Source organism: Arthrobacter sp. 10N44_2 (genome assembly GCF_056394385.1).
Window position 1 is genome coordinate 1 of sequence record NZ_JBFTHT010000001.1, and the last position, 21,027, is coordinate 21,027.

21 protein-coding genes, 1 tRNA gene and 1 other RNA gene are annotated in these 21,027 nt (G+C 67.2%); 16 read left to right on the top strand and 7 right to left on the bottom strand.

Annotation, left to right across the window (positions count from 1 at the left end; all coding sequences use genetic code 11):
- The first annotated feature begins 580 nt into the window (after positions 1-580).
- The 8 genes from AC1DBX_RS00005 to AC1DBX_RS00040 all read left to right on the top strand — a co-directional run bounded on the left by AC1DBX_RS00005 (position 581) and on the right by AC1DBX_RS00040 (position 6,590).
- The gene (locus AC1DBX_RS00005) at positions 581-1,000 is read left to right on the top strand and encodes a DUF3052 domain-containing protein (protein WP_018773429.1); all 420 of its coding nucleotides are present in this window, start codon (positions 581-583) and stop codon (positions 998-1,000) included.
- A 41-nt stretch (positions 1,001-1,041) separates the two neighbouring features.
- Entirely contained in the window at positions 1,042-1,524 is a 483-nt protein-coding gene (locus AC1DBX_RS00010) for a peroxiredoxin (protein WP_476849018.1), read from the top strand.
- A gap of 4 nt (positions 1,525-1,528) precedes the next feature.
- Positions 1,529-2,461, top strand: coding sequence for an NAD-dependent protein deacetylase (locus tag AC1DBX_RS00015; protein ID WP_476848976.1), 933 nt, complete (start codon positions 1,529-1,531; stop codon positions 2,459-2,461).
- Positions 2,462-2,551: 90 nt separating this feature from the next.
- Positions 2,552-2,627 (top strand) — tRNA-Val (locus AC1DBX_RS00020).
- A 129-nt stretch (positions 2,628-2,756) separates the two neighbouring features.
- Positions 2,757-3,035, top strand: coding sequence for a hypothetical protein (locus AC1DBX_RS00025; protein ID WP_018773424.1), 279 nt, complete (start codon positions 2,757-2,759; stop codon positions 3,033-3,035).
- A 247-nt stretch (positions 3,036-3,282) separates the two neighbouring features.
- The gene (locus tag AC1DBX_RS00030; RefSeq protein WP_476930777.1) at positions 3,283-4,113 is read left to right on the top strand and encodes a fumarylacetoacetate hydrolase family protein; all 831 of its coding nucleotides are present in this window, start codon (positions 3,283-3,285) and stop codon (positions 4,111-4,113) included.
- Positions 4,114-4,279: 166 nt separating this feature from the next.
- On the top strand, positions 4,280-5,077 hold the full coding sequence (locus AC1DBX_RS00035) for an IclR family transcriptional regulator (RefSeq protein WP_476856943.1): 798 nt from the start codon (positions 4,280-4,282) through the stop codon (positions 5,075-5,077).
- Between the two features lie 253 nt (positions 5,078-5,330).
- The gene (locus tag AC1DBX_RS00040; protein WP_476886657.1) at positions 5,331-6,590 is read left to right on the top strand and encodes an MFS transporter; all 1,260 of its coding nucleotides are present in this window, start codon (positions 5,331-5,333) and stop codon (positions 6,588-6,590) included.
- Positions 6,591-6,852: 262 nt separating this feature from the next.
- On the opposite strand, the gene AC1DBX_RS00045 is transcribed toward AC1DBX_RS00040, so the two are convergent.
- Complete coding sequence (locus AC1DBX_RS00045) at positions 6,853-7,917, bottom strand: D-2-hydroxyacid dehydrogenase (protein WP_476930778.1); 1,065 nt, start codon at positions 7,915-7,917, stop codon at positions 6,853-6,855.
- Between the two features lie 72 nt (positions 7,918-7,989).
- Here AC1DBX_RS00045 and AC1DBX_RS00050 point away from each other — a divergent pair, with 72 nt between their 5' ends.
- Genes AC1DBX_RS00050 through AC1DBX_RS00060 form a run of 3 tightly spaced genes read left to right on the top strand, consistent with a single transcriptional unit; the run spans position 7,990 to position 10,785 of the window.
- Positions 7,990-8,937 (top strand): NAD(P)-dependent oxidoreductase, encoded by a 948-nt coding sequence (locus tag AC1DBX_RS00050; RefSeq protein WP_476930779.1) that lies wholly within the window; start codon positions 7,990-7,992, stop codon positions 8,935-8,937.
- 13 nt (positions 8,938-8,950) lie between these two features.
- The gene (locus AC1DBX_RS00055) at positions 8,951-9,721 is read left to right on the top strand and encodes an SDR family oxidoreductase (RefSeq protein ID WP_079554757.1); all 771 of its coding nucleotides are present in this window, start codon (positions 8,951-8,953) and stop codon (positions 9,719-9,721) included.
- The gene (locus AC1DBX_RS00060; RefSeq protein ID WP_476856939.1) at positions 9,721-10,785 is read left to right on the top strand and encodes an L-idonate 5-dehydrogenase; all 1,065 of its coding nucleotides are present in this window, start codon (positions 9,721-9,723) and stop codon (positions 10,783-10,785) included. Before AC1DBX_RS00055 ends, AC1DBX_RS00060 begins: the two co-directional genes overlap by 1 nt.
- A 38-nt stretch (positions 10,786-10,823) precedes the next feature.
- Here the strand turns inward: AC1DBX_RS00060 and AC1DBX_RS00065 are convergent, their stop codons facing one another.
- On the bottom strand, positions 10,824-11,552 hold the full coding sequence (locus AC1DBX_RS00065; RefSeq protein ID WP_028277812.1) for a FadR/GntR family transcriptional regulator: 729 nt from the start codon (positions 11,550-11,552) through the stop codon (positions 10,824-10,826).
- Positions 11,553-11,828: 276 nt separating this feature from the next.
- Between AC1DBX_RS00065 and gndA the strand changes: the two genes are divergently transcribed.
- On the top strand, positions 11,829-13,265 hold the full coding sequence (gndA, locus tag AC1DBX_RS00070; protein ID WP_018773415.1) for an NADP-dependent phosphogluconate dehydrogenase: 1,437 nt from the start codon (positions 11,829-11,831) through the stop codon (positions 13,263-13,265).
- A 115-nt stretch (positions 13,266-13,380) separates the two neighbouring features.
- The gene (locus tag AC1DBX_RS00075; protein WP_476858297.1) at positions 13,381-14,223 is read left to right on the top strand and encodes an oxidoreductase; all 843 of its coding nucleotides are present in this window, start codon (positions 13,381-13,383) and stop codon (positions 14,221-14,223) included.
- Positions 14,224-14,281: 58 nt separating this feature from the next.
- On the opposite strand, the gene epsC is transcribed toward AC1DBX_RS00075, so the two are convergent.
- The 3 genes from epsC to msrA all read right to left on the bottom strand — a co-directional run bounded on the left by epsC (position 14,282) and on the right by msrA (position 16,426).
- Positions 14,282-14,866, bottom strand: a complete 585-nt coding sequence (gene epsC, locus AC1DBX_RS00080) for a serine O-acetyltransferase EpsC (protein ID WP_018773413.1) — start codon at positions 14,864-14,866, stop codon at positions 14,282-14,284.
- Between the two features lie 34 nt (positions 14,867-14,900).
- Positions 14,901-15,836, bottom strand: coding sequence for a cysteine synthase A (cysK, locus tag AC1DBX_RS00085; protein ID WP_459385078.1), 936 nt, complete (start codon positions 15,834-15,836; stop codon positions 14,901-14,903).
- Positions 15,837-15,901: 65 nt separating this feature from the next.
- Positions 15,902-16,426 carry a peptide-methionine (S)-S-oxide reductase MsrA gene (gene msrA / locus AC1DBX_RS00090; protein WP_476848984.1) on the bottom strand — a complete coding sequence of 175 codons (525 nt, stop codon included), beginning with the start codon at positions 16,424-16,426 and terminating at the stop codon, positions 15,902-15,904.
- Between the two features lie 99 nt (positions 16,427-16,525).
- On the opposite strand from msrA, the gene AC1DBX_RS00095 reads away from it, so the two are divergent.
- Together AC1DBX_RS00095 and AC1DBX_RS00100 are read left to right on the top strand one after the other, a co-directional pair.
- A complete protein-coding gene (locus tag AC1DBX_RS00095) occupies positions 16,526-17,449 on the top strand; it encodes a Nif3-like dinuclear metal center hexameric protein (protein ID WP_476848985.1) in 924 nt (307 codons plus the stop codon).
- 123 nt (positions 17,450-17,572) lie between these two features.
- Positions 17,573-18,310, top strand: a complete 738-nt coding sequence (locus AC1DBX_RS00100) for a zinc ribbon domain-containing protein (RefSeq protein ID WP_090578614.1) — start codon at positions 17,573-17,575, stop codon at positions 18,308-18,310.
- Positions 18,311-18,317: 7 nt separating this feature from the next.
- Here AC1DBX_RS00100 and AC1DBX_RS00105 read toward each other — a convergent pair whose 3' ends face one another.
- Positions 18,318-19,082, bottom strand: a complete 765-nt coding sequence (locus AC1DBX_RS00105) for a YaaA family protein (RefSeq protein ID WP_476931039.1) — start codon at positions 19,080-19,082, stop codon at positions 18,318-18,320.
- A gap of 62 nt (positions 19,083-19,144) precedes the next feature.
- Positions 19,145-19,996: a slipin family protein gene (locus AC1DBX_RS00110; RefSeq protein WP_223917477.1), complete on the bottom strand. Its 852-nt coding sequence runs from the start codon at positions 19,994-19,996 to the stop codon at positions 19,145-19,147.
- A gap of 112 nt (positions 19,997-20,108) precedes the next feature.
- Between AC1DBX_RS00110 and rnpB the strand changes: the two genes are divergently transcribed.
- Positions 20,109-20,502, top strand: an RNA gene (gene rnpB, locus AC1DBX_RS00115) — RNase P RNA component class A.
- Positions 20,503-21,027 lie beyond the last annotated feature (525 nt).

Below are 21,027 nucleotides of genomic sequence, written 5' to 3' on the forward strand. Positions count from 1 at the left end.
AATGTACTGGGCACGTTCGGTGCCTTGTTCCTGAATCAGGGTATCCAGGGACTCCAGCCATTCGGCGGTCTCTTCCGGATCACGATCAGGCAGCTGGTTTGTCAACCCGCTGAGGATATGGGAGGTATCTTCTCCTGCAGCCACGTCCAACCTCTCTTTGAGCGCATCTATCGGCACCCTCAGCTCCGGGCAGGGTGACTGCCTGGCGTGAACGCGACGTGTGCGACATATCGGTTACATCAGCCCGGTCGTATGCGCCGGGCAAGGTCCAATCACGGTACGCCTGCCTGTATTAGCCGGGCGGTTGCCCGCGCAGGCGTAGTCGTCATCAGCCACTCTAGCCGTGCGGGCTGATGGATGCGTAGCCGCCCTATGGACCCGCCGCCGTATTTCACGGGCATACTGGTTGTGTGACGAAGCGCTGCCCGGCAGCCTCCGGATCGTCCTGTGTGACGCAGAATATGGCGGATCGCGGTACCAACAGCTTGAAGCGAGAGCCCAAAGGGTGTTGGCTTGGAGTAATGGAAATCACTAGTGCCATTGAAAACATGAAGCAATTCAAAAAGCATAGGAGCAACACGTGAGCGAGGCCGACGCCGCCACTTCGGTAAATGTGGCGGAGAAACTGGGTTTCAAAGACGGGGACCTGATTCAGGAATTCGGTTATGACGACGATGTCGACTTCGACTTGCGGGACGATATCGAAGATCTCACGGGCTCTGAGCTTCTCGATGAGGACGATCACGAGGTGGTCGATGCCGCCATTCTCTGGTGGCGGGCAGGTGACGGAGACCTTGTGGACACGCTGGTCGATTCGCTGACCACTCTCACCGAGGGCGGCGTTGTCTGGGTCCTGACTCCCAAGTCCGGCCGGGACGGCTACGTCTCGCCCGCGGACATCCAGGACGCCGCGCCCACCGCAGGGCTCCACTACACCACCTCCGCCGGCGTCTCGAAGGACTGGAGCGCCACCCGGTTGGTCACGCGGAAGAACAAGTGACCCAAGCGGTCCAGCACGAGGCCTCCGGGCCGGGCTCCGCCGTGAGCCCCGTTCCCGGTGCCGTTCCCGGCGTCGGCGATGCCGCGCCGGATTTCGAGCTCGCCAATCAATTCGGCGAACCGGTGCGCCTCTCAGACTTCCGCGGCCGCAACGTCGCCATAGTCTTCTACCCGTTTGCCTTCTCCGGGATCTGCACCGGGGAACTGTGCGAAATCCGGGACAACCTGGCACTGTTCGAGGATGCCGACGCCGCCGTGCTGGCAGTCTCGGTGGACAGCAAATTCGCCCAGCGTGCCTATGCCGAAAAGGAAGGCTACGGCTTCGATCTGCTGGCCGACTTCTGGCCGCACGGGGCCGTGGCCTCGGCTTACGGTGTGTTCGACCCTGACAGTGGCATGGCGCTGCGCGGCACCTTCATCATCGACGCGGCGGGAATCGTCCGCTACGTCGTGGTGAATCCGCGCGGCCAGGCCCGGGACTTCGCCGAATACCGGGCGGCCCTCGCGGGACTCGGCGGGAGCTGATCCGGTGAGGCAGCGGCGGCCAGGAATCGGCATGACCGGGTTTGCCAGCCTCCCGCCGGTCACGGCCGCCGGGAGCGCCGCGGAACTCCAGCGCACCGAGTTGGAGGCCCTGCAGGACATCCATGGCCTCCTGTCCGGGGAGCAGTTCGCCGTGCTGACGGGTGCCGGCCTGAGTACGGATTCAGGCATCCCGGACTACCGTGGGCCCGGCGCCGCACCGCGGACCCCCATGACCTACCAGGAATTCATCGGCGAGCCGGGAAACCGGCAGCGCTACTGGGCCCGCAACCACATCGGCTGGTCACATCTGCGCAGGGCGGATCCGAACGATGGCCATGCCGCTGTAGCCCGGCTGGAGCAGCGGGGGCTTCTCACCGGCCTCATCACCCAAAACGTGGACCGGCTCCACGAGGACGCCGGCAGCGTCAACGTCGTGGACCTGCACGGCCGGTTCGACCAGGTGGTGTGCCTGGACTGCCACCGGCGGTTCAGCCGCCGGATGCTGGCCGGTGTCCTGGAAGAACTCAACCCCGGGTTCCTGGAACGGGCGCAGGCGGCCGGGGTGGTTGAAATGGCACCGGACGCCGATGCCGCCGTCGAGGACGCCGAACTGATTGGATCGTTCATCGTCGCCCGCTGTCCGGCCTGCGGCGGCACCCTGAAACCGGACTTCGTGTACTTCGGGGAAAACGTGCCCAAGGACCGGGTGGAGCGCTCGTACGCCATGGTCGACGCCGCCCGGGCGCTCCTGGTGGCCGGCTCGTCGCTGACCGTGATGAGCGGCCTGCGTTTTGTCCGCCACGCGGCGAAGCAGGGCAAAGCCGTGGTCATCATCAACAGGGGACCGACCCGTGGGGACGGCCTCGCCACCATCAAGCTGGAGGCAGGCGTCAGCGGGGCCTTGACCTGGCTCGCCGCCGAGCTGCCGCCCCTGTAGCGACGGCCGGGCCGATTGGCGCTTGGCCGGTGACATCCGGTACAGTAGCTGTTCGTTGGTTGAAGCGCTGAGGCGCGGAAACCGCGGTTTGGGTCTTTAGCTCAGCTGGTAGAGCGCCACGTTTACACCGTGGATGTCATCGGTTCGATCCCGGTAGGACCCACCACAGAAAACCCCGTCATTCCGGACCACATGGTCCGCAAGGGCGGGGTTTTGTGCATCTCGGCAGGTGGATGCTGCCCCGCCCCGAAAAATGTCAGGGCTCCGCCTTACTGTGACGGGCATGGAGCACGTGATGGTGAAAACAGGCCCGGACGGGCGGCCCTTGGCCGTGGTCCGCGGGGGCAGGGAATGGTTGATCGGCGCCGAGCCCGTGCGTTGGTTCGAGCGGGTCAGCTGGTGGGAGGCCGAGCGCCGGATGCCCAAGGGCCTGAGCCGCGTGGATGTTGAGGTCTGGCAGGTCCAGGCGAGGCTCGGCCGCAACCGCGGATCTGCCCTGACCACCATGGAACTGATCCGGGATGGCCTCGGTGGGGGCTGGCGGCTGCGGGGGGCCGTTGCGGACGCCGCGTAGGCTGCCTGCGCGGGCAACAATCGCCCGGCCCGGCCCGCTAAAAAGGGGATCCCGGACCCTGGTATCACCCGGGCATTGGAAAAGCCTTCCACCGCGACTATTGGGGGATGCCGCGGTGGAAGGCTTGTAATGAATATACCGTGAACGCTTGGAAATGTGAAACACCGGCGGTGTTTCTGCGCGCCAGAATTACGCCAGTCGATGGCCTAATCGCGGCCCCCGGGAGTCCGCCGCCTAGGATGTTTTCATGACCGCCACGAGTGCCCGCCGAATCGCCAGAGTCCGCCCGCTTTCCCCGGCTGCCGGGGACGAAAACTTCTTCGTCGCCAACGACGCAGCGGATTTTGGCAGTGCGGCGGGCAGGGTGTGGACGGTGACACCCTCTCCGTTCCCGGGTTCTGCCGCCAATGCCGGCAGCCTGCCACGCAGTGGTTGGGAGGTCGGCGCGACAGTGGAGGAAGCGTCGTTCACGTTCCTCGCGCCCTGTGTCCCGGCCAACGTCCTGGGCATGGCGCACAATACCGGTGCCGCCGGTCGCGGGCTTCCGCCGCAGGCCTTCCACAAGGCTTCCACCAGCGTGGTCGGCCCAGGGGACGCGGTTGAACTCCGGCCAGGCGTGGGACGCGTCGAGCCGGAGGCCGAACTGACCCTCGTGATCGGGAGCAGCGCCCGCGGACTGACGCCCGGCAACGCCATGGGCGCGGTCCTGGGCTACACCATAGGAAATGACGTCTCCGCCAGGAACCTGCAGGAATCCGATCAGCTGTGGATCAGCGCCAAGAGCCAGGACACCTTCACGCCCGTGGGGCCCTGGATCGTCACGGACCTGAACGGTGACGACCTGGCGATCGGCATCAAACACAACGGTCAGGAACTCCAGGCAGCCAGCTCCGCCGACCTTGGCTGGAAGGTCGAGGAAATCCTCGCCTATCTCACATCCTTCATGACCCTTCACCCGGGTGACCTGGTGCTGACGGGATTCCCCGCCGAGTGTGCGCCGATCGTCCCCGGCGACACCGTCACGTGCCACATTGCCGGCATCGGCGAGCTGACGAATCCCGTGGTGTCTGCCGCCTAAGGGGCCGGCGGTCCCCGACGAGGCCCGCCGACGGGGAGCAATGGATGCGCGGGCCCTGCCGGTCCCGGTTCAGGGCGCCAGACATTATGATGGTTAGTGTTCAGCTGACTGGACGGCATTCGAACGAGTGGCGCGGCGACTTGCGCGCGATACCTGAAGGAGAATCATGGCCGATTCCCGAGTTTCCCGACCCTCCGACGGATTGGGGAGCGCGTCACCCGCGCCGGCTGTCACCCGTGCCGCCGCCGTGCTGGAAGCCCTGGCGGCATCCGCGACCGGACGCCTCACGCTCAGTGATCTGTCCCGGGAACTGGGAATCCCGAAGTCCTCCACCTCCAACCTCCTGCTCGCGCTCGAGGAGGCGAGGCTGATCAGCCGCCAGGGCGCGGAGTTCACCCTCGGCCGGAAGTTGGTTGAGCTCGGCGCTGCCTACCTCAGCCGCCTCGACGAGGTCCAGGAGTTCTACCGCTTCTGTGAACAGGCCCCGACGCTCTCGGGAGAGACGGTCCGGATCGCCATGCTGGACGGAACAAATGTCATCTACCTGGCCCGCTACGAAGGGCACCCGGCGGTGCGCCTGACGTCCAATATTGGCGACAAGATGCCCGTGTCCCTCTGTGCCGTGGGCAAGGCCCTGATCGCGCGGCTGCATGACCACGACGTCGACGAGATGTTTCCCGACGACGCCACTCTTCCGGTCCTGACGCCGAAGTCGCTGCGCACGGGTGCCGAGCTCAAGGCGCAGCTCACGCTCATCCGGGAGCAGGGGTATGCGTTCGAGGACGAGGAATCCACCACCGGAGTCGTGTGCCTGGCCGTCGCCGTCCCGACCCGGGGCGCACACGGGCCCAGCCTAGGCCTGTCGGTCACCGCGCTGAAGGCGACTTACTCGCAGGAGCAGGGCGCCCTGATGGTGAAGGAACTCCAGGACCTCGCCCGGTCCCTCGGCAATCCCATGGGCTAGGGGCCCGCGCCGCTGGGCGTTTCGGGACGCCCCGGAATAATCTGATTATTCATTGGCTAGCCGATCACTATGCTGTACGCTGTTCAGCATAGTGATCGACTCCTTGGGGTTGCTCACACCCACCAGACCAACGGGGGTCTGGAGTGTTCTTGAGGGAGTGCTTGTGACAACTAGTACTAATACACCGCTCGCTGAAGCGGACGGCGCCGTCGTCGATCCGGAACAGCTGCGACGGGCAACGCTTGCCAGCTCTGTGGGCTCCGCGCTGGAGTACTACGACTTCTACATCTACGGGCTGGCCTCCGCCCTGATCTTCGGCCCGCTGTTTTTCAAGCCGCTCGGCGAGGACGGGGCCCTGATTGCATCCTTCGCCACGTACGGTGTGGGCTTCGCGGCCCGGCCCTTCGGCGGGATGGTCTTCGGCTACATCGGCGACCGGTTCGGCCGCAAGATGGTCCTGATCCTCACCATCGGCCTGATGGGGACCGCCAGCTTCGCCATCGGCCTGCTGCCGACGTACGAACAGGCCGGCATGCTCGGCGCCGTTCTTCTGGTGACGCTGCGCATCCTGCAGGGACTGGGTGCCGGCGCTGAACAGGCGGGCGCCACCACGCTCATTTCCGAAGTCGCGCCGCGCCGCCGTCGTGGCTTCTTCGCGTCGCTCCCGTTCGTCGGCATCCAGCTGGGGACCCTGCTCGGCGCCGGAACGTTTGCGCTCATTGCCATGGCAGACAAGGCCGTCCTGGAGGGCTGGCTGTGGCGGGTGCCCTTCCTGGCCAGCGTGCTCCTGGTTGTGGTGGCCATCTTCATTCGGCTCCGTCTGAAGGAAACGCCCGTCTTCCAGGAACTGGAAAAGCACAAGAGCGTGGTCAAGAACCCCATCGGCCAGCTGTGGAAGCACTCGAAGAAGAACGTGCTGATCGGCATCGGCCTGCGGATGGGCGAAAACGGCAATTCCTCGATCTACTCCGCGCTGCTCATCGCGTTCCTGGCGGCCAAGGACGGCGTTTTTCCCGGCGACAAGTTCATCGGTCCGGTCGGCCTGCTCATCGCCGCGGGCTTCGCGGCCGTCATGGTGATCACCTTCGGTGCGCTGTCCGACAGGTTCGGCCGGGTGCCCGTCTACCGCTACGGCGCGCTGTTTCAGGCGCTCATCGCGCTGCCGGCGTTCTACCTGGTGACGCTGGGCAATGTCACGCTGGTCTGGATTGTCATGGTGGTCGGCATCGCCCTCGGCGTTCAGTCCATGCTCGGCCCGCAGTGCCCGCTGCTGCCTGAACTCTTCGGCTCGCAGTACCGTTTCACCGGCGTGGCCATGAGCCGGGAGCTCTCCGCCGTCCTGGCCGGCGGCCTGGTCCCGCTGGTCGGCGCCGCGCTGCTGGCCGCCACGGACCATTCCTGGCTGGTGCTCGCCATCTACTCGCTGGTCCTGGCGCTGATCTCGTTCGTCACCACCTTCTTCACGCCCGAGACGGTGGGACGCGACCTTCTCCTGACGGAGGATGCGCGCTAGGCGGAATCCGGGCTCCAGACCCTCCGTCCGCGCCGCACAGGCCGTGGCCCCTTCCACCCAGGAAGGGGCCACGGCCGTTTCTGCGCCACGGAAAGCGCCCGGCGACGCGCACTATGCGCGTCGCCGGGCGGATCCCGCGGCGCAGGCACGGTCCGGCGTCGCTGGGCAGAACCTTCCTCGCCCAACGCAAAGGGCGGCCCAACCGTTTCCGGTGGGCCGCCCTGTGTGCGCTGCGGCGCTGGTGCAGTGCGGAAGAGTGGACTCAGTAGAAGTGCACCGTGTCCACCAGGTGGGGGAGTTCGCCGCCGTCGAGGTAGGTCCGCAGGTTGCTGCAGAAGCGTTCGGTGATCAGCCGGTTTTCGGCGGCGCTGAGCGCCGAGGTGTGCGGGGACACCATCACCCTGGGGTGGTTCCACAGCGGGCTGTCCTGCGGCAGTGGCTCCACGGCGAAGACATCGAGGCAGGCATAGGAGACCTGGCCGTTGCCCAGGGCCTCCAGAAGCGCCTCTTCATCGACCACGGTGCCGCGGCCCACGTTGACGAAGACTGTTCCGGGCTTCATGGCGGCGAAGACGTCGCGGCTGAAGAGCTTCTCGGTGTACGGCGTGCCGGGCAGGGTATTGACGACGGCGTCTGCGGTGCCCAGCAGGCCGGCGAGGCCGTCGTTGTCCGTGACCGTCTCGATCCCGTCGATGGCCTCCACGGTCCGCTTGGTCCCGCTGACGCTCATGCCCAGGGCGCGGGCGATCCGTGCGGTCTCGAGCCCGATCTCGCCGAGCCCGGTGACCACCAGGCGGGAGCCGTTGACCAGGCGGGTGGGGGTGCGGAGCTCGGGCCAGAGCTTGGCCGCCTGGTCCTGGGCCAGCTCGGCGCTGCGCTTGAAGCCGTTGAGGATGCCCAGGGCGGCGAACTCGGCGAGCGGCAGGGCGTGCACCCCGGCCGAGGTGGTGACCCTGAACTTCTGCAGCGTCGCGGCGTCCAGCCCCGATGCCTTTACGGCACCGCCGGCGCCGGCCGCCATGGCATGGATCCACTCAAGCCGGGGATTGCTGCCGGCGATCCGGGCGAGGCCTGCCGGGCTTTCGTTGGGGAGCCCGTACAGGACCTGGGCCTTGTTGAGCATGTCCCAGTAGCGCTCTTCCTGCTCCGGCGTCCGGCGGAAGTCCGGGTCACCCGCATGGTCGGCGGGAAAACGTTCCGGCGGCAAGAGCTCGGGGTCGTAGAGGACGGTCACGGACGGATCTGCGGCGCGGATGCGGTCCACCAGCTCTGCTTCGAGCGGGACGGCGATCGCGACGGTGGTTTTGGTCGTCATAGTGTTCATCATACTGAATGGAGGCTAGGATGCTGAACAGAATTCCAAGATTAACCACGACGAAGTGAGGGCAACGCTATGGAGATGGACCGCAGGGAGGCCGGGTTCGTCGGCCTCGGCCTGATGGGCGCGCCGATGGCCGCCAACCTCCTCGCGGCAGGATGGACCGTCACGGCCTGGAACCGTTCGCCGGCGGCGCTGGACGCCTTCGAGACCCTGGGCGGCTCGCGTGTGGCCAGGGTCGAGGCGCTTCGAGACCAGCCAGTCATTGTCTTCATGCTGCCGGATCTGTCCGACATTGAGGAGGCGAGTGCCGCGCTCCTGGCCGGCTGGACCGCCAGCCCGCCCGCGCCCGGAACCGCCGTCGTGGTGATGAGCAGCGTGTCGCCGTCCGGCGTGCGGGACTTCGGGGCACGGGTCGCGGAGGCGAGCGGGGGCAACGCCGTCGTCGTCGATGCGCCGGTCAGCGGCGGCACCAAGGGCGCGGCGGACGGCACCCTTGCCATCATGGCGGGCGCCAGCGACAGCGACTTCCGCCGGCTCCTGCCGCTCTTTGGCGCGATGGGCAGCACCGTGCGGCGGCTGGGACCGCTGGGATCGGGGTCGCTCGCCAAGGCGTGCAACCAGCTGATCGTGGGAACCACGACGGCGGCGCTCGCCGAGGCCGCGGAGCTCGCCGAACGCTCCGGCATGGAGGTGCCCGCCCTTTACGAGGTGCTCGCGGGCGGACTGGCGGGCAGCCGGGTCCTGGACATCGTGGGGCCACGGCTCGCCGCCAGGGACTACGAGCCCACCGGGCCCGCCAAGTTCATGCACAAGGACCTCTCCTTCGTGCTCGAGAGCGCCGCGGCCGCGGGTGCCGCAGTGCCGATGGCGGCCGCCGGCGCCGAGCTCTACGCTGCCCTGCTGCGCCAGGGGCTGGGGGACCGGGACCTCGCCGTCGTGCGGCAAACCATCGCCAATCTCAGCGACAATGCACGTGACAACCCCAGCGATAAGCCAACAGCCAACACAGCAGCAAAGACCAAATGAGGATCAGTGAACCATGAGTGGACTTTTTGACCTGACCGGGCGTGTGGCCCTGGTGACCGGTTCGAGCCGGGGGATCGGCAACGCCCTGGCCCGGGCCCTGGCCGACGCCGGCGCCACCGTGGTGCTCAACGGCATCAACCCCGAGCGGCTCAAGGCCGCCGAGGCCGCGATGGCCGCGGACTACGCGCCGGGCCGGGTGCACAGCTGCGCCTTCGACGTCACCAGCGACACCGGGGCCGCCCGGGGCATCGCCTGGGTGGAGGAGAACGTCGGCCCGCTGGACATCCTGGTCAACAACGCCGGCATCCAGCACCGGGTGCCGATGCTCGAGCTCGACGTGGCCGACTGGGAACGGGTGATCTCCACGGACCTGACCAGCGCGTTCCTGGTGGGGCGGGAAGCGGCCCGGCACATGATCCCTCGGGGCCGGGGCAAGATCATCAACATCTGCTCGGTCCAGACCGACCTCGCCCGGCCCACCATCGCGCCCTACATCGCGGCGAAGGGCGGCCTGCGGAACCTGACCCGGGCCATGACCGCGGAATGGGCCGCCTCGGGCCTGCAGATCAACGGGATCGCGCCGGGCTACATCCACACCGAGATGACCCAAAACCTCGTCGACGATGAGCAGTTCAACGCCTGGATCCTGGGCCGGACCCCCGCGCACCGCTGGGGGACCGTGCAGGACCTGGCCGGACCCGCAGTGTGGCTGGCCTCCGACGGGTCCGACTTCGTCAACGGCCAGACCATCTTCATCGACGGCGGAATGACGGTGGTGGTCTGATGGGCGGCGTGGCAGCACTTCCGGCCACGGCCGCGGCGGTGGTGGCCCACGCCGCGGGCGACCTGCGGATCGAGGACATCCCCGTGCCCGCGCCGGCCCCCGGTGAAGCCGTCATCGACGTGGCCTTCGGCGGCATCTGCGGCTCCGACCTGCACTACTGGCTGCACGGCGCCGCGGGCGAATCCGTCCTCAAGGCTCCCATGGTCCTGGGCCACGAGATTGTAGGGACCGTGATCCGCGCCGCCGCTGACGGCTCCGGGCCGGGGCCCGGCACGGCCGTCGCGGTGCATCCCGCAACGCCGGGCCCGGGCGGCGCCCGGTACCCGGCGGAGCGTCCGAATCTGTCGCCGGGCTGCACGTATCTGGGCAGCGCCGCACGGTTTCCGCACGCGGACGGAGCGTTCAGCCGGTATGTGAACCTGCCGGCCCGGATGCTCCGGCCGCTGCCGGCGGGGCTGGACCTGCGGACCGCGGCACTGGCGGAACCGGCCAGCGTCGCCTGGCACGCCGTGTCGCGCGCCGGCGACGTGGCGGGAAAGACGGCGCTGGTGATCGGCAGCGGTCCCATCGGTGCCCTGGCCGTGGCCGTGCTCAAACGTGCCGGCGCCGGCCGGATCGTGGCCGTGGACATGCACAAGCTGCCGCTGGAGATAGCCCGTGCCGTGGGGGCCGACGCGGTCCTCAAGGGGGACGACGCCGGGGCGATCGCCGCGGTTGAGGCGGACGTCGTCATCGAGTCCTCGGGCAGCCACCAGGGCCTGGCCTCGGCGATCACCGGCGCGGTCCGTGGCGGCAGGGTGGTGATGGTGGGGCTGCTGCCATCCGGCCCGCAGCCGGTCCTGATCTCCCTGGCCATTACGCGCGAGTTGGAGCTGGTGGGCTCCTTCCGCTTCAATGACGAAATCGATGAGGTCATAGCGGCGCTCGCCGACGGCTCTCTGCGGGTGGACCCCGTGGTGACCCACACCTTTGGCCTGGACCGCGGACTGGAAGCGTTCGAGGTCGCCAGGAACGCGGCTGTTTCGGGGAAGGTGCTGCTGGACTTCAGGCGGGCCCCTGCGTGAGGAGCTCCGCCGTCGGGCCCGGGACGGCCAGTGGCGGGTTAGTGGCGCTCGACCGGGACAAACACCCGCGGCTGGTTCTTCCAGCTCGGCTCCATCTCCGAGATGGTCTCGCGCATGATCCGGTTCGAGGCCTCGCGGGCGGCGGCGGCATCCCCGGCGGCGATGGCCTCGGCGACCTCCACGTGCCAGCGCAGCGCCGTCTCGCGCGGGTGGTCCGGCATCAGGCCGTGGATGGTGCGGCCGGTCAGCGTCTCGGTCACCTGGCCCACCATGTTGGCGAACATCTCGTTTCCCGAGCCGGTCAGCAGCAGGGAATGAAACAGGATGTCCAGCTCGAGGAACCGGGGCACGTCCCCGGCCTGCCCGGCGTCGCGCATGGCGTGCGAGATCTCCACGAGTTCGCGGCGGAGCTCCTCGGGGGCGTTGGCCGCGGCCAGCTCGGCGGCCACCGGCTCGACGGCGGTGCGGAGTTCGGCCAGGGAGCGCAGCTGGGCGCCGCGGCCTTCGCCGGCCAGCCGCCAGCGGATCACGAGCGGGTCGAAGGGGTTCCACCGGTTCGAGGGCAGCACCCGGATGCCGACGCGTTTGATGGTCTCCACCAGGCCCAGGGACTGGAGGACCCGGACCGCCTCCCGGACCACCGAGCGGGAGACCTTGAGTTCGTCCTCAAGGTGCTCGGCAAGCATGACGTGCCCGGCCGGAAGCTCGCCGGCCACGATCCGGGTCCCGAGGTGCTCAATGGCACGGTGGTGGAGGCTGGTTGACATAGTCGTAAGCATAATGCGGTGGGCCCGGTCCGGGCCGACCGGAGGGGCGGACGCCGGTGATCATAGACTGTTTATGACGCGCAGCATTCCGCTCCGTGGGCGCGGCTTTCCCGCGGCCCGCGGAAATACATATGGTTTAAGGACAGCCACAATCCTCAAGAGTGGGTTCCGCCCTCCGCGGCGCAACCTGCCGAGTCCTAGATGAACGTCTGAGACGAATCGCCGTACACGTGGTCTACAGAAATCATCGTGTACAAAAATGAATTGGAGTTTTTGATGTCAGCACACATCGGTGTTACCGGCCTCGCGGTGATGGGGGCCAACCTCGCACGCAACCTGGCCCGGAACGGCTTCACCGTTGCCCTGCACAACCGGTCCGTGGAAAAGACAGACACCCTGCTAGCCAAGTATGGCGATGAGGGCGACTTCGTCCGCACCGAGACCCTCCAGGAACTCGTTGATTCGCTGGAGAAGCCGCGCCGCGTGCTGATCATGGTCAAGGCCGGCAAGCCGGTCGACTCCGTGATCGAGCAGCTCGAGCCGCTGCTGGAAGCGGGCGACATCATCATCGACGCCGGCAACTCGCACTACGAGGACACCCGCCGCCGCGAGGCTGCGCTGGCCAAGAAGGACCTGCACTTCGTCGGCATCGGTGTCTCCGGTGGCGAGGAGGGTGCCCTCAACGGCCCCTCAATCATGCCGGGCGGTTCCAAGGAGTCCTACGACGCCTTGGGCCCGCTGCTGGAAAAGATCGCCGCGCACGTCGACGGCCAGCCCTGCTGCGCCTGGATCGGCACCGACGGCGCCGGCCACTTCGTCAAGATGGTCCACAACGGCATCGAATACGCCGACATGCAGGTCATCGGCGAGGCCTTCGACCTCCTGCGCTCCGGCGCCGGGATCGAACCGGCCGAGCAGGCCAAGATCTTCGAAGAGTGGAACAAGGGCGACCTCGCCTCCTTCCTGATCGAAATCTCCGCCGAGGTCCTCGGCCACGTCGATGCGAAGACCGGCAAGCCGTTCGTCGACGTCGTGGTGGATGCCGCCGGCCAGAAGGGCACCGGCCGCTGGACGGTCATCTCCGCCCTTGAGCTCGGCTCCCCGACTTCGGGCATCGCCGAGTCCGTCTTCGCCCGGGCACTGTCCTCCCAGGCCGAGCAGCGCGTGCTGGCACAGGAGCTGCTGGCCGGCGGCGAGGCCGCCGTCGAGGTCCCCGAGAGCTTCGTCGAGGACGTCCGCCAGGCGCTCTACGCCTCCAAGCTGGTCTCCTACGCCCAGGGACTGGACATGCTCACCTCCGCGGCCAAGGAATACGGCTGGGACCTGAAGCTGGATGAAATCGCCTCGCTGTGGCGCGGCGGCTGCATCATCCGTGCGGAACTGCTCAAGGAGATCACCAAGGCCTACGCCGCCGCGGAGAAGCCGGCCAACCTGCTCTTCGCCCCGGCGTTCACCAAGGCGATCGCCGAAGTCCTCCCGGCCTGGCGCCGGGTGGTGTCCACCGCGGTGCAGCTCGGCATCCCGGTGCCGGTGTTCTCCTCCTCGCTGGCCTACTACGACGGCCTGCGCCGCAAGCGCCTGCCGGCCGCCGTCATCCAGGGCCAGCGTGACCTCTTCGGGGCGCACACCTACGGCCGCGTCGATGCCGAGGGCACGTTCCACACCCTCTGGGGCGAGGACAAGTCCGAGATCGAGGCAGTCGACACCCACTGACCCACCCCGTTCCGACGCGACGGCCGGTACTTTCCAGATACGCTGGGAGGCGCCGGCCGTCCGTGATTCCGCACCGCTCCGACCCCAGGAGTTCAGCGCCCAAGGAGTTCAACTCATGCCCCAGCCCGTAGCGTTTGTCACCGGAGCCTCCACCGGCATCGGCTTCGAAACCGCGAAAAAGCTTGCCTCGGCCGGCTTCACCGTCTATGCCGGGGCCCGCCGGGTGGAGCTGATGGAGCCGCTGAAGGCATCCGGGGTCAAGGTGGTGGCACTGGACGTGACCGATGAGGCCTCGATGAGCGCCGCCGTCGGGGACGTGCTGGCCGCGCACGGCCGGATCGACGTCCTGGTCAACAACGCCGGCTACGGGACGTACGGTTCGCTCGAGGAGGTCGAGCTGGCTGAGGGCCGGCGGCAGTTCGACGTGAACGTCTTCGGTCTGGCGCGCATGACGCAGCTCGTGATCCCCGCCATGCGGGCCGCCGGTGCGGGCAGGATTATCAACATCTCATCGATCGGCGGCAAGATGTACGAGCCGTTGGGCGCCTGGTACCACGCGACCAAGTTCGCCGTGGAGGGCCTGAGCGATTCGCTGCGGCTCGAGCTCAAGCCGCACGGTATTGATGTGGCCGTCATCGAGCCGGCCGGGACGCAGTCCGAGTGGGGCGCCATTGCGGCGCAGGGGCTGCTGGCCAGCTCCGGAAACGGTCCATATGCGGCCCAGGCCAAGGTGGTGGCGGCGGCGCTGGGCACCACGGACAACCCCGCAACGTCGTCGCGGCCCGAGCTCGTGGCCGAGGCGATCCTGCACGCAGCGACCGCCCGGCGGCCCAGGACCCGCTACCCGGTGGGTGCCAGCGCCCGCGGGATCCTGCTGCTGCGCCACCTGCTGCCGGACCGGGCGTTCGACGCCGTCCTGTGGAACATCTACAAGAGGTTCCCGGGTAGGGCTGCCTAGATACCGGTTCAGCCGGGAGCCGGTCGGGAGCCGGTCGGGAGCCGGTCCAGAGCCCGGTCTAGATCCGGTATTCGATCAGGTACTCGGCCGGGTCGACGGCGGGCTTGGTCTCGCGCTGCGCGTCGCGGTGCCGCCAGGTGGCCGGCACGCCGGTGACGATTGATTCGGCCGGAGCGTCCTTGACCACCACGGCGTTGGCGCCGACGGCGCTGTCCCGGCCGATGGTGATGGGGCCCAGGATCTTGGCGCCCGCGCCGATCACCACACGGTCCTCGATGGTGGGGTGGCGTTTGATCTTGGCGAGCGAGCGGCCGCCGAGGGTCACGCCGTGGTAGATCATGACGTCCTCGCCGATCTCGGCCGTCTCGCCGATGACCACGCCCATGCCGTGGTCGATGAAGAAGCGCCGGCCGATCGTCGCGCCGGGGTGGATCTCGATGCCGGTCAGGAACCGGGCGAGCTGGGAGATCAGCCGCGCTGGGAACCGCAGCGCCGGGTTCTGCCACAGCCGGTGCGTCAGGCGGTGGAACCAGATCGCGTGCAGGCCGGAATAGGCGAAGAAGTTCTCAAAAGAACCTCGAGCCGCCGGGTCGTGGGACCGGGCGGCGTCGAGGTCTTCCTTCAGTCTTGCGAAGAAGCTCACAAAGACCTTTCTGGGCAATCGTGGGTCAGCGGACTTAGCCGCGGATGTCGTCGTACAGCACGGTGGAGATGTAGCGCTCACCAAAGTCGCAAACCACAGCAACAATGAGTTTACCGGCGTTTTCCGGGCGCTTGGCGAGCTCCAGGGCCGCCCAGACGATGGCGCCGGAGGAGATGCCGCCCAGGATGCCTTCCTTGATGCCGAGTTCGCGCGCCACCCGGACGGAATCTTCCAGCGTGGCGTCGATGACCTCGTCATAGACGTTGGTGTCCAGGATGTCGGGGACGAAGTTCGCGCCGAGGCCCTGGATCTTGTGCGGGCCCGGGGCGCCGCCGTTGAGGATGGCGGAGTCCTTCGGCTCGACGGCCACGATCTGGACCTCCGGCTTGCGTTCCTTCAGGACCTGTCCGACGCCGGTGACGGTGCCGCCGGTGCCGACGCCGGCGACGAAGATGTCCACCTTGCCGTTGGTGTCGGCCCAGACTTCCTCGGCCGTCGTGCGGCGGTGGATCTCCGGGTTGGCCTCATTGGCGAACTGCTGGGCCCAGATGGAGTTCTCCGTGTTGGCCACGATCTCCTGGGCTTTCTCCACGGCGCCGCGCATGCCCTCGGAACCGGGGGTCAGGACAATCTCGGCGCCGTACGCGCGCAGCATGACCCGGCGCTCGGTGGACATGGTTTCCGGCATGGTCAGGATGACCTTGTAGCCGCGGGCCGCGCCCACCATGGCCAGCGCGATTCCGGTGTTGCCGGACGTGCCTTCGACGATGGTGCCGCCGGGCTTGAGTGCACCGGACTTCTCGGCGGCGTCAACAATCGCGACGCCGATCCGGTCCTTGACGCTGTTGGCCGGGTTGTAGAACTCCAGCTTGACGGCCACGGTGGCGTCAAGGCCTTCGGTCAGCCGGTTCAGACGGACCAGCGGAGTTCCGCCTACCAGCTGGGTTACATCGTCATAGATCGGTGCCATGTATGTATGCCTGTCTTTGAAGAGGGTTGACTGAGGTCAGCCTAACGAGCGCCTACAGGCCCTAGCTAAGCATTAAGCCATGCAGAGTAATATTTCCTCGCCTTGGCCAGCTTGGGGTTAATGATGACCTGGCAGTAGCCCTGCTCCGGGTATTTGGCGAAGTAGTCCTGGTGGATTTCCTCGGCCACATGGAACTGGGGCAGCCGGCTGACCTCGGTGACGATCGGGTGCCGCCACAGGGCCTGGTTCCGCTCGATCGCCTCCTCGAACAGGATCTTTTCCTCGGTCGTCTCGTAGAACATCGAGGAACGGTACTGGGTTCCGACGTCGTAGCCCTGCCGGTTCAGCGTGGTGGGGTCGTGGAGGGCGAAGAACATGTCCAGGATGACCTCGGCGGGAATGACGTCCTCGTCGAACGTCACTGCCACCACCTCGGCGTGGCCTGTGGTCCCGGAACACACAGAGTAGTAGTCGGGGCTGCGGTCATGGCCTCCGGTGTAGCCCGACACGACCGAGCTGACGCCCTTGGTTTTCTGGTAGACGGCGTCGAGGCACCAGAAGCAGCCTCCGCCGAGGACAAAAGTTCTCATGATCTCTTCAATGGTTCGAGGGCCCCGATGATTCCCCACCCACCTTACGAGAGTGTTACGAGTGACCGGGCCGCCCGCGGATAGGGTAAAAATGGGGGTATGGAACCTGTGAACACCGATGTTTCAGCGGAATCCGACCGCCCTGCTGCCGCCGTCGACGCCGGTACCGGCACCGGGGAGGACACCGGCGCCGCGACGCTGGGCCTGATCCAGCTGGCGGTGGAGGAGCTCTGGCCCGAATCCCTGGCCGAGGACTGGGATGAGGTGGGTCTGGTGGCCGGCCACCCGAACGCCGAGGTGCGCCGGGTCATGTTCGCGGTCGATCCGACAATTGACGTGATCGAGGAAGCGATCGACTTCGGTGCCGAGCTGCTCATCACGCACCATCCGCTGCTGCTCAAGGGCGTGACGTCCGTGGCCGCGAATACGGCCAAGGGCAAGGCCGTGCACCGCCTCATCGAGTCCGGGACCGCGCTGCTGACCGTGCACACCAACGGTGACTCCGCCGTCGGGGGCGTTTCCGACGTCCTGGCCGACGCGCTGGGCCTGCAGAACGTGGCCCCGCTGACGCCGGCCGCGAACGGGCTCCCCGAGGAAGGCATCGGCCGCGTCGGTGACCTCGACGAGGTCCTGACGCTGGGTGATTTCGCGGCCCGCGTGTACGGCATCCTGCCCTCGGTGGCCGGCGGCGTGCGTGTCTCGGGGGACCGGGACGGGCTGATCCGGCGGGTGGCTGTCTGCGGCGGCGCCGGCGATTCCCTCTTCGGCGAGGTGCGGGCGAGCAACGCGGACGTCTACGTCACGGCGGACCTGCGGCACCACCCGGCATCGGAAGCCCGGGAGGCGGCGGTCAATGACCGGCCGTACCTGATCGACGTTTCCCACTTCGCCAGCGAATGGCTGTGGCTGCCTGCGGCCGCCGAAGCGCTGGGCAATGTGCTCACCGACCAGGGCCACGACGTCGAGATCCGGGTCAGCACCACCAACAGCGACCCGTGGGACTTCATTCTGACTCCGGGCTAAGCCTGGCGTGCGAGGGGCCCCGGGTGAGCGTAGCGAGGCCGGGGAGCACGCTAGGCGCTAGAGTCTAAGGAGCGCCGGGACGGTGCCCGGCTTCGGCCGGATTGGATTTAGCGGAGGTAAATAGTGGCCAAGGCAGCACCGGCGGAACAGTTGAAGTTGCTCGAATTGCAGGGACTCGATGCCAAGCTCAAGTCCTTGTCCAACCGCCGGCGAAGCCTTGAAAGCGACTCCCGCATCACGGACCTGGAGGCCGCCCTCAGCGTGGCCAACGGTGAGCTCGGTGCCGCGAAGGTGGCCGTCCACGACGCTGAACTGGAGCTCAAGCGCTCAGAGGCCGACGTCGAGCAGGTTGCCTCCCGGATCGAACGCGACGAGGCGCGGCTCAACAGCGGCACGGGCCTGTCCAAGGACCTCGTCGCCCTGCAGCGGGACCTCGTCTCCCTGAACAAGCGCCGCTCGGACCTCGAGGACGTGGAGCTTGAAGTCCTCGAACGGCTCGACTCGCTCCGCGCCCGCCAAGGGGCGCAGCAGCAGATTGTGGACGATATCCAGGGCTCCTTCGGCTCCATCCGTGCCGAGCTGGACGAGCAGCTGGCCGAGATCGCCGCCGAAGCCACGGTGGTGCGCGGGCAGCGTGCCGAGTTCGCCGCCGGACTCGACGCCGGCATGCTCGCCGTCTACGAGAAGACCCTGGCCAAGCGTGGCGTCGGCGCTGCCCGGCTCTTCCACGGCACCTCGGAAGGCTCCGGCATGCACCTGAGCCCGGGCGACCTGGCCGAGATTAAGGCCGCGGCCGAGGACGACATCGTGTTCTGCCCGGACTCCGGCTGCATCCTGGTCCGCTCGGCCGAGTGGGCCTAAGCGGTTCCTAGCCCGGCAGGATGATGTTCAGGGTGTGCGGCTTCCGGGCCGTGCCCTCAACGAGTTCCGCAACCCACTTCTCCGCCGCCGCCTTCTGCAGCTGCGCCGGGGTTTGGGGCGCCTTGCCCCGGCGGCTGAGCAAATGCCGTGCCAGTTCGCCCCGGGTGTGCTTGGCAAAGTGGCTGACCACCTTGCGCACGCCGGCGGTCTCGGTGAAGACGTTCACGGCCACCGTCTGTTCCGGCGGGGGAGTCCACGCCGCGGCGTAGGTGCTGGACCGGCAATCCACTAACAGCTCACCCGTAGTGGCCGCCGCCAGGGCGTCGTTCAGTTGCGGCTTCCAGAATGAGGCGAGCCGTCCGACGTCGGGCAGCGAAGTCCCCATCGACAGCCGGTAGGCGGGCACGCGGTCGGCGAAACGGATGGCGCCCCACAGGGCGGAGACCACCAGCACCGATTCGTCGGCCTTCCTCCGCTGCGACGGGGTCAGCGTGTTGTAGCCGAGGGCGTCAAAGAGCACCCCGGAATACACCTGGTGGGCCGGGGCGGCAGGTTCCGCGTGCAGCCGTGTATTGCGTTCGACGTCGGCGCTCAGTGAAGCGCCGACGCCCAGCAGTGCCAGCGCGTCCTCGTGGGCGCTGACGGTGCCGAGCGCCTCCAGGACCTTGGCGCGGGAGCTGTTGAGGGCGGGAAAGCTCAAGGCGCCCCAGTCGGCGGCGTCCCCGCGCACAGCGGGAGTCTTGCCCTCGGAGGGCGGCAACAGAATTAGCACCATACGATCCTACCGGCGGCGCGTGCCGTGGGTTCCGCGATAATTAGGTCTGGCGGTCGGGGCTACGCGGCCTTGATCGGTGGTGCCGGCGTCGTTGTCGGTGCCTCTGGCGTCGCCGTCGCCGTCATCGCCGTCTTGGCCACATGGTCCTCGCGTGCCAGGAAAGCGGCCAGTTCGGCGATGGTGCTCATCAGGGGCGCCGGGAAGACGACGGTTGAGTTCTTGTCCACCCCGATCTCCACAAGGGACTGAAGATTCCGCAACTGCAGGGCGACCGGGTGGGCCATCATCGTGTCAGATGCCGCGCCGAGCGCCACGGCGGCGATCGCCTCTCCTTCGGCCGAAATGATCTTGGCCCGCTTCTCCCGCTCGGCCTCCGCCTGCCGGGCCATCGCCCGCTTCATGCTCTCCGGGAGCTGGATGTCCTTGAGTTCGACGAGTGTCACTTCGACACCCCATTCCAGGGTCATCGCGTCCAGGATTATCCGAATGTCGCTGTTGATGCGCTCAGTCTCCGACAGCGTCTGGTCCAGGCTGTGGCGGCCGACCACTTTCCGCAGGGTGGTCTGGGCGATCTGGTTGATGGCCGCGGCCACGTCTTCGATCGCCACGACGGACTTCACGGAGTCGATCACTCGGTAGTACGCCACTGCCGAGATATCGACGCTGACGTTGTCCTGGGTGATGATGCCCTGTGACTGGATCGGCATTGTCACGATCCGCAGGCTCACCAGCTGAAGCCGGTCCACCACCGGGATGATGAACCGCAGGCCGGGCATCCGTACCGCGACCACCCGGCCCAGGCGGAACAGGACGCCCTGTTCGTACTGGCGCACAATCTTGATCGACATCTTGGCGAGAATAGCCACCAGGACGATGGCCAACAGCCAGATGATGATGGCGGTCCAGTTCATCGGGATCACTCTTCCTTGACTAGCAGGAACGCTGCTTAAATTCTCCCACCGGCAGCCCCGAAAGGCCGCGGTGCGGCTGCGACGGCCGGGAGAACGTAGAATGAACAGCGGATGGGTTGACCAGGCGGCCGCGCGTCACGCAAGTGGCTCGAGGAACGTCCGGGCTCCGCAGAGCAGGGTGGTGGGTAACGCCCACTCGGGGTGACCCGCAGGCCAGTGCCACAGAGAACAGACCGCCTGCGTGGGGCGTGTGCTTGCACAGGCCGCAGGGCAGGTAAGGGTGAAACGGTGGTGTAAGAGACCACCAGCTTCCCGGGTGACCGGGAAGGCTAGGTAAACCCCACCCGGAGCAAGGCCAGACAGGACACGTTTGAGGGCTGCTCGCCCGAGTGTTCGGGTAGGCCGCTGGAGGGCGTCGGCAACGGCGTCCGTAGATGGATGGTCGCTACTCCCGCGCCGGCAACAGCGCGGGAACACAGAACCCGGCGTATCGGTCAACCCATCCACCCATTGGCCTGATTCCCGCGTGAGCTCGGGGACTTTCGGCTATTCTCCGGGGTCCACCGTCCGTTGGCTGGCCCTGCAGTATGGCACGTACATGCGAGTAGGAATGATGTTCTCTGCGGAAGACGTGGAGGCGCTGCTCTATAGGATCAGGAATCGGACTCCTGGGGTTCCTACCAACGTAACGCAGGGCCCATAGCCCCGCGAGTCCGCTGCAGGGAAATTCAAAGGCCGCATGCCTATTGTCGTGTCAGGTCGGGGCCCACGAGCCCCTTGGGGGGAGCCGTTCAGCATCATACGCACAGGGTGCCGGTTGGCACTGGCGATGTTGACGCCCCAGATTCGGACCCGTGGTCTTGAAATCATGGGGCTGACTCGCCCTTTTTCGGCGGCATTCTGGAGCCTATGCAGTCACGAACCCGGGCAGCCGTTGCCACAACGAATGGCCCGGAGCTGCTCCGGGCACCGCGGGCAGTCCTCTATCTCCCATTCGGAATCGGAGACGCGACAGACGTTGCCGGCCGGGA